We start from the raw sequence: 11,905 nt of genomic DNA, 5'->3' as shown, positions 1-11,905 counted from the left end.
GCACGCGGAAACGTTATCGAAAGAAAACGAAACGGCTCTTAGAGGCGCTATCAAAATGAAGCAAAGCGGTTCTGGCTAGGGTGAAGCAGGGGTTTCGGCTCGTATGCGAGCCGCCTGCGGAACGGCATGTGCCTGCGAGCACATGCGCGCCCTGCAAGGGCGCGGCCGCAGACAGTACACCAGGTACGGCAAGGCCGCGCAACGACGCCAGAATCATTTTGATAGCGTCTCTTAGAGGAAGCGCTCCGCTTCGTCCAGCATATTGCGCACCGGGACTATCGCACTGCGCTTCACCCGCACCAGCATGAACGCCCGGACCAGCGGCGGGTCACCGGGGATGGTCGCCGATCCTAGCTCGACGTCATCGCCACCCACATCATCATTCGTCAGCAGGACATTCATGCGGCTCAGCCGCACGTGCCGGTAATCCACCCGCAGCAATTGCCTGACATCTCCGATCACCTTGATCAGGATGTCCAGTTGGCGATCGAGCGTGCCGGTGGCCTCGGACAGCTTAGCCAGTTCGGCATCGTTGCGCGCGATTTCGGCGTCCAGTTTCGCCACCTCACCGATTGCCGGTTCCACCGCGCCGCCCACTACCGCGCCCATCCCCTTGCCTTGCGACTCGAGCAGGCGCTGCCGCGTCTTGAGCAGTGCGATCTCTTGCTTGAGCGCATCGCGCTTCGTCAGCCTGCTGGCAATGCGCGCCATTCCCTGGACCGCCAGTTGATCGAGCATCCGGCGCACGATCTCCTCGCGCAGCGCGGCTTCGGTCGGCTCGCACATCGTGAGTTGATGATCGCTGAAGCTGAATGTCGTCTGCGGCACATCGGAGCGCACGGTATCGCCTTCCGTGGCTACGCCGAGCGTGTGGCGCTCCACCATGGTCATGCCGAGCACCGCGTACGCCTCATCGGCCGCCAGGTTGTTGTCGAAGAACTTGCGCAGCGTCGTGGCCCCGTTCAGCGCGCGGGACACGTCGTCCGCCGTCGCAAAGCAGGCATGGATGCAGGCATCCGTCGACCAGTCGGCCGCGCATGCCTCATGAACGGCGGGCAGTTGGGCCACCAGCCCCCTGACGTATTCGAGTGCGGCGGCGGTCTCGGGCGCCAGCCTCTGCTGGTAGCGCGTGGCCAGCCGCAGGCGCGGATTCAACGCCGTCATGCGCTCGATCGTGTCGTCTACGTCACGTCCGCCTCTGGCGCCACCACCGGATGCCTCGGTCCCGCGCCGCCTGAACCATCTGCTGATACCCATCGGATCCTCTTGTCAGTCGTGTGTCAGTCGTGATTCAGCAGCACGATCGTCAACAGCAGCGAGGCATCGCTGAGCGCCGCCACGTCGTGCGGCTCCCCGCCGGCGAGGTAGAGCAGGTCGCCGTGTCGAAGCCGTTGGGCAACGCTGCCGAGCGTTACCTCGATTTCGCCTTCGAGGCATTGAATCGTGACCGGACCGGGGACCGCATGCTGTGGCAGGCGCTTGCCCGCCAGCATGACGAGCCGGGCAACTTCGAGGTGGGGGGCCTTGAACAGCGCGCTGCTCGGCGTTTGCGCCAGGTCCGTGCCGAGCGGCAGGACGCTCGCGGTCTGGCCAGACGAAAGATGGGGCAGTGACATGGATAGGGGCTCGCTGATTGGATGGACGCCGGGCGGCGCGACGCACGCCGCATGTGGCCGCTTTCAGTCTATTGCGAGAACCGGCCGGTCAGAAAGGGACGTGCGTCAAAAGACGCGCATTTCGGGGCGTCGGAGCGAATGCAGTAAACTACGCATCGTTCGCCACGCCGGACGCGGCCCATCGTGCATGTCTTTATCCGCACACGAGCCGCCGTCACGAACGTCGAAGTGGGTATCCGGCGAACACATCCCTGGGCCCTCGCGCCCGCCCCACCAGCCTGCCTGAACCTGCCAACGAGCGGTCCGGCTTGCGCCCCCTCCAGGCTTTGCCTGCCGCTTCGACCCTCGATCCGGGCCTACGCGCCTTTTGCCGCGCACGGTCTGGATAACGCCCCGCGCGCCCTGACGGGACCGCCGCGCGGGACTGGAACCCCCCAGGCAACTGCCTGACCGGTCTGCCCCTGGACGCGCTCATGCGCCGGGCGGGACCGAATTCCGGAGGACAATCCATGAAGAAGTCAGCCAGCCTCTGGCTGCTTGCCGCCACCGTCGTGCCCGGCACCACCTACGCCGAATCCGGTGTGAACCTGTATGGCATCGTCAGTTCGGCGGTGCGCTATACCTCGAACCTCGACGGTCGGCATCATGACCAGGTCGCGCTCGTATCGGGCGGCATGGTAGGCAGCCGCTTCGGCCTGCGGGGCTCCGAGGACCTTGGGGGCGGCAACAGGGCCATCTTCCAGCTCGAGGCCGGCATCGGCAGCGACGATGGCCGCGCGGCCTACAACGCATTTTTCGGGCGCCAGGCCTGGGCCGGTCTCTCCGGCAACTGGGGCAGTCTGACCTTCGGGCGCCAGTACAACGCGCTCAACAACATCGGCTGGGCGTTCAATCCGCTCGATCAGGGCTGGGGCAACTTCTGGTCTGACCCGCTGTACGTCGGCGGCGACATCTTCTTCCAGGACTACCGCATCAACAACAGCGTGGTCTATCAAAACACGATCGGCCCGTTCTCCGTCCAGCTCGACTACGGCGCGGGCGAGCAACCCGGCAACCAGAGCCGTGGCACCACGCTCGGCGGCGGCGTGAAATACCAGGAGGGACCGCTGGCGCTGGGCGTGGCCTACGACCAGCGCAGCAGCACCGATGGCGCGAACACGATCCGCAATTACTCGGTGGGCGGGTCCTACGCGTTTGGCAAGGCCACGGCCTACCTGGGCCACATGGGACGTCGTGAAACAGCCAGCGATGCCTCATTCGCCACCTCGTTCATCGGCCTTGGCTATCAACTCACCCCTGCGCTGCATCTGTCTGGCGCCTATTACCGCTACCAGCAACGCGGGGCCGTGACCACGCAGTTCCAGGAGACGCCCATCCTGCTGGGCAGCGGCAACGCCGACAGCGTCGCCCTGGTCGGCGACTACGCGCTCTCCAAGCGCACCAGCCTGTACGTGGAGGCCGATGTCGTCTACGCGCGCGGCGGCACCGTCGGCCGCGAAACCGAGTATTGGGCTGGCACGCCAGTGACCAACGTCGACAGCACCACACGCGTGGGCGTCATGGTCGGTATGCGCCATCAGTTCTGAGCATCCGGCTGGTTTCCATTGGTCCCTAGGGCTTTGGACCAATGGAGACCATACAGCGGCAGGGATAAAGTGGATCGAGCACAACGGACAGCCGCCTCGCAGGAGAACATCTTGAAGCCATTGATGCGTACCGCCTTGATTGCAGTGCTGGGCCCCTGCTGGCTGGCGGCCTGCAATACCGCGCCCATCCCGCCCGGCAAACCCGTCGATATCTCCACCGCGCTGGAAAAGATCACTACCGACCTGTGCGCGTTCAAGCAGAAGTTCGCGCAAAAGGCACAGGGCCAGGGCGTGGCGGTGGATACCTATCGCGTCGAGCTGGCGCTGAGTGTCGACGGCGCGCGGAATCCGCCCGTGGCCGTCGCGCCGGATATCGCCTTCATGCCGACCGTGAGCTATGGCCAGACCATCACCATCGCCAAGGACAGCAAGGTGGTGGTGACCTTCAAGGATACGGGCGCGTCGAGCCTGGCATGCGACGGCCAGTAGCGCCGCAGTCCTGAACATTGCCATCCGCCCGGCACCCATCTCGAACCACTCCAACTTACTCGCCAGGTGAACCGCCATGCCAGGAAGCCAATCGGAGTCCGATGCGATGGAGCAGGCGGACGAGGGGCGCGATCCAGCCCTTAATGTCGTCGATCGTGTCGCGGAGATGTGCTTTGGGCTGTTCATGGCCCTGACGTTCGTCGGCGCGGTATCTTCGGCAACTTCCGCGCCCTCCCCGACTTCCGGGGCGGACGCGGGCCACACGATGCTCGTCACGGCGCTGGGCTGCAATCTGGCCTGGGGGCTCGTCGACGCGATCATGTTCCTGGTACGTACCCTGGCGGATCGCGGGATGCGATTCAAGGTCGCAACGGCCGCCCGGGAGGCGCCAACCGCAACCGAGGCCGTGCGTGCCATCCGCACCGCGCTGTCACCCAGCGCGCAGTTGCTGCTGAGTGACGCGGAGATCGACATGTTGCGTCAGCGGATGGCCAGTGCCGTAGAACTCCCTGAGCGGGCGAAGCTCAATACCCGCGACGTGCTGGGGTCGATCCGCATCTTCTTCATCGTCGTGCTGTCCACGTTTCCCGTCGCGCTGCCATTCGTGTTGCTGAGCGATGTGTCGACGGCCCTGATCGTTTCCCGCATCCTGACCCTCATCATGCTGTTCGCAGGCGGCATGGCGCTCGGTCGCCACGCAGGATTCAATGGCTGGGCCACCGGCCTTGGCATGACTGCGCTCGGTGTCGCCCTGACGATGGCCGTCATCGCTCTGGGGGGATGAAATGCGCCACCCGGTCGCCGCATTGGGTATCGCGCTGGCCGTATCCAGCGCGCACGCGCAGGAAGCTGCCGCGCCTGTGGCCAACGCATCGCAGGAAGCGCAGCCACCCACCTGGAATTTCTCGCTCGCCGGCTACTGGAACATGCCGCGTCAGGAGCAGAGTTACCTGTCCGCCATCGCGATCGCGGAGCGCGACAAGCTGCATCTCGAAGCGCGTGCCAACTACGAGGCCATGCACGCGCAATCGGCCTTCGTTGGCTGGTCCTTCGCCGGCGGTGAAACATTCACCTACAAGGTGACGCCGATCATCGGCTTCGCCATGGGAAGCATCCACGGCGTGATTCCGGGGCTGGAGGCGAGTCTCGCCGCGTACAAGTTCGACTACTACATCGAAGCCGAGTACCTGACCGGCTCCGGCACGCAAACGCCAAGTTATCTCTATGCCTGGAGCGAGCTTGGGTATCGTCCGGTCGATTGGCTGCGGCTTGGCTTCGTGATGCAACGGACGCGGATCTACGGCGGCGATCGTGAGTTCCAGCGTGGCGGCCTGGTGCAACTCACGTTCAAGAACGTGACGGTCGGCTGCTACTGGTTCAATCCCGGCTCGTCCGAGCAGGTGGTCATGACGAATCTCACCGTCTCGTTCTAGTTCTCCTGCGCACGGCAGCACGCAATGCCGTGACGCCCCAAGCCCGTCCCGACGCACCACTTCGCGTTTACCCCCGGGCATTTCTCTGACCCGTGTAAGAAGCAGGTAAGCCGAACACCGTACCTTGTCGGCATGGTTCCCTGATGACGCTCATATTGCGCGCCCCGCTGGCGTGGCGCGCGGGCGGCACTCGGCCATGCAAAGCGCACAAGTACGCAGGAGACAGAGATGAATGACGATCTGGTCGAAAGACTGAAGACCAACCCACGGTATCAACAACTCGTCCACAAGCGCTCTCGGCTTGGCTGGATACTCACGCTCGTCATGCTCGTGGTGTATTACGGCTACGTGCTGCTGATTGCCTTCGACAAGGACCTGATGGCCACGAAGGTCGGAGACGGCGTGACGACATGGGGCATGCCGATCGGGCTGTTCGTGATCGTCTTCACCGTCGTCATCACGGGGCTCTACGTGCGCCATGCCAACAACACTTATGACGAGCTCACCGAGCAGATCAAGCGGGAGGTCGCATGAAAACGCATCACGTTATCGCCGCAGGCGGCGCCCTGCTGTTGTCGACGGCCGCGTTGGCCGCGGGTGGTGATCTTGGGCAGGCCGTCAAACAGCCCACCAACTGGACGGCCATCGGCATGTTCGTCGTGTTCGTCATCGGCACGCTGTTCATCACCAAATGGGCGGCCAAGCGGACCACGTCCGCGGCGGCGTTCTATACGGGCGGTGGTGGCATCACCGGCTTCCAGAACGGCCTGGCCATCGCTGGCGACTACATGTCGGCAGCATCGTTCCTCGGCATTTCCGCCGCCGTGTTCGCAAACGGCTACGACGGCCTGATCTACTCGATCGGCTTCCTGGTCGGCTGGCCGATCATCACGTTCCTGATGGCGGAGCGCCTGCGCAATCTCGGCCGCTTCACGTTTGCCGATGTGGCCGCCTACCGCTTCAAGCAGGGCCCGATCCGCGCGTTCGCGGCATCGGGCACGCTGGTGGTGGTGGCGTTCTACCTGATCGCGCAGATGGTGGGCGCCGGGCAACTGATCAAGCTGCTGTTCGGGCTCGAGTACTGGATCGCGGTGGTGATCGTCGGCGCGCTGATGATGGTGTACGTGCTGTTCGGCGGCATGACGGCAACCACCTGGGTGCAGATCATCAAGGCTGGCCTGCTGCTGGGCGGCGCATCGTTCATGGCCTTCATGGTCATGGCGCAGTTCCACTTCAGCCCCGAGGCACTGTTCGCCAAGGCCGTTGAAGTCCATGCCAAGAAGGACGCGATCATGGGCCCGGGCACATTCATCAAGGACCCGATCTCTGCGATCTCGTTCGGCATCGCGCTGATGTTCGGCACGGCCGGCCTGCCGCACGTCCTGATGCGATTCTTCACCGTGCCCAACGCCAAGGAAGCGCGCAAGTCCGTGTTCTGGGCCACCACGTGGATCGGCTACTTCTACATCCTGACGTTCATCATCGGCTTCGGCGCCATCGTGCTGGTGAGCACCAACCCGACGTTCCAGGACGGTAGCGGCAAGCTGCTCGGCGGCCTCAACATGGCGGCCGTTCACCTGGCCACTGCAGTGGGCGGCAACGTGTTCCTCGGATTCATCTCGGCGGTGGCGTTCGCGACAATCCTGGCCGTGGTGGCCGGCCTCACGCTGGCCGGCGCGTCGGCGGTGTCGCACGACCTGTACTCCACGGTCTTCATGCACGGCAAGGCAACCAGTTCGATGGAACTGCGCGTGTCGCGCATCACCACGATCATCCTGGGCATCATCGCCGTGGTGCTCGGCATCGTCTTCGAGAAGCAGAACATCGCGTTCATGGTGTCGCTGGCGTTCGCCGTGGCGGCATCGGCCAACTTCCCGGTGCTGTTCATGTCGGTGCTGTGGAAGAACTGCACCACGCGCGGCGCGATGGTGGGCGGCTTCCTCGGCCTGCTGTCGGCCGTGATTCTGACCGTCCTGTCGCAGGCGGTGTGGGTCGACGTGTTCCACTTCAAGGATGCGCCGTTCCCGTACACGTCGCCGGCGCTGTTCTCGATGACGATCGGCTTCGTCGGCATCTGGTTCTTCTCGATCACCGACAGGTCGCCCCGGGCACGTATCGACCGGGCCGGCTTCGAGGCACAGGAACTGCGTTCCGAGACCGGCATTGGCGCCGTCGGGGCCGCAAGCCACTGATCCGCCCGGCGCCGCCCCCCCCGCGGCGCCTACGGCAACTGCTTGCCGGGCAGCGTGGGTGTCACGCCACGCGTGCCTGCGGCGGGCACACGGCGCGTGCCGGTGGGTCTGGCGCGCGCCTTCTCCTTGCCTGACACCGGCGCAGCCAGCATGGCCTGGCCTTCGAACTGGCCGCGCGCGTCGAACGCCCCCATCCGCACCGGTTCGCCCATGCCGCCCACCACATGCTGGGCCAGCGCGTTACCGGAGCTGGCTGCCGCAAGCAGCCATGCCGCCGTCATCACACGAACGCCGCAATCCCTTTTCATTCGATCCTTCCGTATCCCGTATCGTCACGGTCGGCGAGCATAATGCGGGCGGGATGCTGGCGTTGTAATGAATTGTTATGCCCCCGCACAAGGCCACCTGATGGCCCGAACCGGCCGCTTGCCGGCCCACCTGCGTACAATGCCGGGCTCAACTAGTGGGATGACGTCCGTGAAGAAAACCGACCTGGAAAAGAACAAGGGCCTGAAGATCAACAACAGCATGAAACAGTACGGCGCCAACCGGGCTGGCTCGCTGCCTAAGGGCGGCCGCCGCGCAGAGACCGGCAAGACTGGCCTGCTCGGCAAGCTGCTCGGCAAGGCCGTGCCGCCGGAGAAGGCTGGCGACTGAGCGGGATCCGCGTATCCCGGGGTATCCTTGACCCTTCACGGCACATGCAGCACTGAACTGAACGCCGGATCGAGGAGAAGCCATGGATATGCAAGGCAGGGAAACGCAGGGGATGTCCCGGGAGCGGCTGGGGCGGATCGATCGTTTCATCAATGAAGCGTATATCGCCAACGGCAAGCTACCGTGCGCGCTGACCCAGGTGTGGCGGCGTGGCGAGCTGGTGTTGAACTCGGTGCTCGGCCAGGCCGACCGCGAGCGGCAGGTGCCGCTGGCCGAGGACTCGATCTTCCGCATCTACTCGATGACCAAGCCGATCACCTCGGTGGCGATCATGATGCTGCTCGAGGAATGCAAGATCGCACTGGACGATCCGGTCAGCAAGTACATCCCCGCATGGGAAAACCTCGGCGTCTTCACCGGCGGCTTCATGGAGAGCTTCCAGACGCGCGCGCCGGCACGACCGATGCAGGTGGTCGACCTGCTGCGCCACACCTCTGGACTGACCTACGGCTTCCAGCAGAACACCAATGTCGATGCCGCCTATCGCAGGCTGAAGCTGGGCGACATCGCCACGGATGGCACGCTCGACGACATGATCGAGAAGCTGGCCACGCTGCCGCTCGAGTTCTCGCCGGGCGAGGCCTGGAACTACTCGGTATCGACCGATGTGCTGGGCTACCTGGTCGGCAAGATCAGCGGCATTCCGTTCGAGACCTTCCTGAAGGAACGCATCTTCGATCCGCTGGGCATGGTCGATACCGCGTTCCACGTACCCGAGGACAAGGTATCGCGCTTCTGCGCGTGCTACGCCATCGGCGCGCTGGGTTCGAAGGTCATTTCGCCTCGTGGGCCGATGCTCCAGGACGATCCTCTGGCCAGCACCTACCTGAAGCCGCCCAGCTTTGTCTCGGGTGGCGGTGGTCTGGTGTCGACGGCGGCGGACTACATGCGCTTCGCGCGCATGTTGCTGCAGGGTGGCGAACTCGATGGCACGCGCCTGCTAAGTCCGAAGACCCTGGCGCTGATGACCGCCAACCATCTGCCGGGCGGTGTGGATCTGCCTCGTATGTCCCGTTCGATGTTCAGCGAGGCCACCTACGAGGGCGTCGGATTCGGACTCGGCTTCGCCACGACGCTCACGCCGGCCACCACGCTGATTCCCGGCAGCGCCGGAGACTTCTTCTGGGGCGGCGCGGCCAGCACGTTCTTCTGGGTCGATCCTGAGGAAGACCTGATCGGCCTCTTCCTGACCCAGCTCCTGCCGTCGTCGGCCTATCCCGTGCGCCGCCAGCTGCGCACGATGGTCTACAGCGCGATCACGGAGCCGGGCGCCGGTGCGCGCTGAACGTCACACGCATCGGACGGTACTACAATGCACGCATCAGAGACCGAGTCGGGATACCGTTGATGAAGAAGGCAACTTCCCTCGTTGCGATCGTGCTGGTCGCCTTCAGCACGCTGGCCAACGCCAGCGTGGCCGAAGGCGCCCGTGAGTTCAAGGCCGACGTCAAGGCGGCAGGCAAGAAGACCGGACACGCGGTGCACGAGACCGCGATTGCGATTGGCGACGGCGCCAAGGCTGCCGGTCATGCCGTCGCCGATGCCAGCAAGCGTGGCTATCACTCGACGAAGAAGTTCGTGACGGGGCACGAGTAAAGTCGCCCCCGACGTCCAGCAGGCAACGTGGCCGCGTGCGGGTCCCCCCGCACGCGGCCACGTTCACGTCATGACTGCCGTTTTTCCAGCACTTCGCGAATCACCTGCTCGAAGGCTTCCGGCGGTTGCCCGCCCGTGAGGAGGTAGCGGTTGTCGAAAATGACCGATGGCACCGAGTTGATGCCCATCGACTGGAACTGCGCCACTTCAGCGCGCACTTCATCGGCATAGGCATCGCTTTCCAGAATGCGGCGCGCCTCCGCGCCATCGAGACCCGCCGATTGCGCGGCCTCGACGATCACGTCGTGATTGCTCGGGTCCTTGCCCGCGCCGTGATACGCCTTCAGCAAGGCCAGCTTGAGCGGCAGCTTCTTGCCCTGCGTGCCGGCCCACTGCAACACGCGATGCGCGTCGAACGTGTTGTAGATATGCGTCCGGGGGCCAAACTCGAATCCCACCGCCTCGCCGCGCTCGCGGATCTGTACCTGGCGTTCGGCAAGCTGCTCGGCGGTGCTGCCGTATTTCGTGCTGACGTAGTCGAGGATGGTGCGGCCTTCCGGCGGCATGTCCGGATTCAGTTCGAACGGATGCACGACGATCTCGGCTTCCACTTCGTCCCCGAGACGCTCCAGCGCCTGCTTGAGCGACGTCAGGCCAATGGCGCACCATGGGCATGCGATATCGGAAACAAAATCGATCCTGAGTGCTTGAGTCATGACTTTTCCTGATCTGCGGAATATGGGAACCGCGACAGGTTAGCGTGAATCGCCGGGCCGTGCTTGGCGATGCGTGCCACGCCCTATACTGGACATGACATCGACCAACCGCGCCGGTGTCCCGTCAACGACCACGCCTGCAGGAGGAGCCGAACTCGCGGATGCTGCGCAGCCGGCCTCCGCACTGGGAGCCCCCCGAGGTTCCCGTCCCGACGAACCATTCGCGCCAGGAGGCAACGATGGGACGCAAATTCATCGATTGCCGCGACTATCCCAGCCAGATGCATTGCACGGTGGCACTCAGTGCTGATACCGAAGAGGAACTGCTGGAAGCCGCGGTCCAGCACGCTGTGCAGGTGCACGAGCATCAGGACACGCCAGAGTTGCGCAGTCAGCTCAAAGCGTGCTTCAAGGACGGCTCGCCGCCGAGTTGAAGCCTGGATAAAAAAGGGGCGCGGCGGCACAACGCCCATTGTGCCGCCACGCCTTCCCCAAACCGGATCGGTTCGATTCGCTCAGCCCTTCGGGCTGGCCTGCAGCGGCATGGACTGCATCGGCATCATGTTCAGATTGGCGTTGTGCATGACCCACAGCGAGCCAGACACCACGATGGCGATCAGGAACACCGTGCAGGCGAAGATCGCCGTGTTGCCACGCTGCCCCTTGCGCGGGCCCAGATGCAGGAAGAAGACCAGTTGCACCAGCAACTGCGCGATGCAGAGCAGGACGATGACCGCGAGCCCGTAGCCCGGCGGCAGTACCCCACTCATCACGGCACCGAAGGACACCAGGGTCAGCACCACCGACAGCCCGTAGCCGATCAGATGGCTGCGAATGCTGCCGTGCGACGATTCGTGAGCGGTAACGCTGGTGGGCTTCACAGGAAGGTCCTCAGGTAGACGATGGAGAAAACGCAGATCCACACGAGATCCAGGAAGTGCCAGAACAGGCTCAGGCAGGCCAGGCGTCGACGCACGATGCCGTCGAGGCCGAACACCTGGATCTGGTGCACCATCACGATGATCCAGAGCAGCCCGGCCGTGACGTGCAGGCCGTGCGTGCCCACCAGCATGAAGAACGCCGACAGATAGGCGCTGCGGCCCGGGCCCGCCCCTTCGTGAATCAGTTCCATGAACTCGAAGATCTCCATGCCGACAAACGCCGCGCCGAGCGCGAACGTCAGCACCATCCAGCGGATGACCTGGTTCGGATTGGCCTTGCCGTCCTGCAGCTTGAGCATCGCCACGCCGAAGGTCAGGCTGCTGGTCAGCAGCAGCATCGTTTCGCCGAGCACGAAGCGCAGGTCGAACAGTTCGCGCCCGCCCGGGCCGCCTGCGGTGTTGTTGACCAGCACGCCGAACGTCGCGAACAGCACCGCGAAGATCAGGCAGTCACTCATCAGATAGAGCCAGAAGCCCAGCGTGGTGCGCGACTGCACCACGTGGTCGTCGTGACCGTCGTGACCGTGGGCGGCGTCATGGCCGTGGGCGTCGGACGCATGGCCCGGCGCATGGATGCCGGGCGCTGCGTCGGCCCGGAGTTTCAGGGATGTCGTCATGA

16 protein-coding genes are annotated in these 11,905 nt (G+C 64.3%); 10 read left to right on the top strand and 6 right to left on the bottom strand.

Features of this window, described 5'->3' with window-relative positions; all coding sequences use genetic code 11:
* Positions 1–231 precede the first annotated feature (231 nt).
* Positions 232–1,257 (bottom strand): hypothetical protein, encoded by a 1,026-nt coding sequence (locus K6G35_RS19970; protein ID WP_186425761.1) that lies wholly within the window; start codon positions 1,255–1,257, stop codon positions 232–234.
* 23 nt (positions 1,258–1,280) lie between these two features.
* Positions 1,281–1,616, bottom strand: coding sequence for a cupin domain-containing protein (locus K6G35_RS19965; protein ID WP_008652211.1), 336 nt, complete (start codon positions 1,614–1,616; stop codon positions 1,281–1,283).
* A 509-nt stretch (positions 1,617–2,125) separates the two neighbouring features.
* Here K6G35_RS19965 and K6G35_RS19960 point away from each other — a divergent pair.
* From K6G35_RS19960 to K6G35_RS19935, 6 genes are all read left to right on the top strand, one after another.
* Entirely contained in the window at positions 2,126–3,202 is a 1,077-nt protein-coding gene (locus K6G35_RS19960; protein WP_495676900.1) for a porin, read from the top strand.
* A gap of 123 nt (positions 3,203–3,325) precedes the next feature.
* A complete protein-coding gene (locus K6G35_RS19955) occupies positions 3,326–3,691 on the top strand; it encodes a hypothetical protein (RefSeq protein WP_008652207.1) in 366 nt (121 codons plus the stop codon).
* Between the two features lie 76 nt (positions 3,692–3,767).
* Positions 3,768–4,475 carry a VIT1/CCC1 transporter family protein gene (locus K6G35_RS19950; RefSeq protein WP_187192309.1) on the top strand — a complete coding sequence of 236 codons (708 nt, stop codon included), beginning with the start codon at positions 3,768–3,770 and terminating at the stop codon, positions 4,473–4,475.
* A gap of 1 nt (position 4,476) precedes the next feature.
* On the top strand, positions 4,477–5,124 hold the full coding sequence (locus K6G35_RS19945; RefSeq protein ID WP_008652204.1) for a hypothetical protein: 648 nt from the start codon (positions 4,477–4,479) through the stop codon (positions 5,122–5,124).
* Between the two features lie 228 nt (positions 5,125–5,352).
* Positions 5,353–5,658, top strand: a complete 306-nt coding sequence (locus K6G35_RS19940; protein ID WP_035882911.1) for a DUF485 domain-containing protein — start codon at positions 5,353–5,355, stop codon at positions 5,656–5,658.
* Complete coding sequence (locus K6G35_RS19935) at positions 5,655–7,316, top strand: cation acetate symporter (RefSeq protein WP_008652202.1); 1,662 nt, start codon at positions 5,655–5,657, stop codon at positions 7,314–7,316. Before K6G35_RS19940 ends, K6G35_RS19935 begins: the two co-directional genes overlap by 4 nt.
* Positions 7,317–7,345: 29 nt before the next feature.
* Here the strand turns inward: K6G35_RS19935 and K6G35_RS19930 are convergent, their stop codons facing one another.
* Entirely contained in the window at positions 7,346–7,624 is a 279-nt protein-coding gene (locus tag K6G35_RS19930; protein ID WP_035882912.1) for a hypothetical protein, read from the bottom strand.
* Between the two features lie 160 nt (positions 7,625–7,784).
* Between K6G35_RS19930 and K6G35_RS19925 the strand changes: the two genes are divergently transcribed.
* The 3 genes from K6G35_RS19925 to K6G35_RS19915 all read left to right on the top strand — a co-directional run bounded on the left by K6G35_RS19925 (position 7,785) and on the right by K6G35_RS19915 (position 9,629).
* Complete coding sequence (locus K6G35_RS19925; protein WP_008648821.1) at positions 7,785–7,973, top strand: hypothetical protein; 189 nt, start codon at positions 7,785–7,787, stop codon at positions 7,971–7,973.
* Between the two features lie 82 nt (positions 7,974–8,055).
* A complete protein-coding gene (locus K6G35_RS19920) occupies positions 8,056–9,318 on the top strand; it encodes a serine hydrolase domain-containing protein (protein WP_008648819.1) in 1,263 nt (420 codons plus the stop codon).
* A 62-nt stretch (positions 9,319–9,380) separates the two neighbouring features.
* The gene (locus tag K6G35_RS19915) at positions 9,381–9,629 is read left to right on the top strand and encodes a hypothetical protein (RefSeq protein ID WP_035882917.1); all 249 of its coding nucleotides are present in this window, start codon (positions 9,381–9,383) and stop codon (positions 9,627–9,629) included.
* Positions 9,630–9,697: 68 nt separating this feature from the next.
* Here K6G35_RS19915 and K6G35_RS19910 read toward each other — a convergent pair whose 3' ends face one another.
* A complete protein-coding gene (locus K6G35_RS19910; protein ID WP_008648808.1) occupies positions 9,698–10,345 on the bottom strand; it encodes a DsbA family oxidoreductase in 648 nt (215 codons plus the stop codon).
* Between the two features lie 239 nt (positions 10,346–10,584).
* Between K6G35_RS19910 and K6G35_RS19905 the strand changes: the two genes are divergently transcribed.
* Entirely contained in the window at positions 10,585–10,779 is a 195-nt protein-coding gene (locus K6G35_RS19905) for a DUF1059 domain-containing protein (RefSeq protein WP_008648807.1), read from the top strand.
* Between the two features lie 81 nt (positions 10,780–10,860).
* Here K6G35_RS19905 and cyoD read toward each other — a convergent pair whose 3' ends face one another.
* Together cyoD and cyoC are read right to left on the bottom strand one after the other, a co-directional pair.
* Entirely contained in the window at positions 10,861–11,226 is a 366-nt protein-coding gene (cyoD, locus tag K6G35_RS19900; protein ID WP_008648806.1) for a cytochrome o ubiquinol oxidase subunit IV, read from the bottom strand.
* Entirely contained in the window at positions 11,223–11,903 is a 681-nt protein-coding gene (cyoC, locus tag K6G35_RS19895; RefSeq protein WP_495676899.1) for a cytochrome o ubiquinol oxidase subunit III, read from the bottom strand. The genes cyoD and cyoC overlap by 4 nt, the downstream gene beginning before the upstream one ends.
* Between the last annotated feature and the right edge of the window lie 2 nt (positions 11,904–11,905).

This window comes from Cupriavidus sp. HY129, assembly GCF_059492215.1.
The sequence above is the reverse complement of the archived record's forward strand: the minus strand, read 5'-3'. Positions and strand labels throughout refer to the sequence as shown.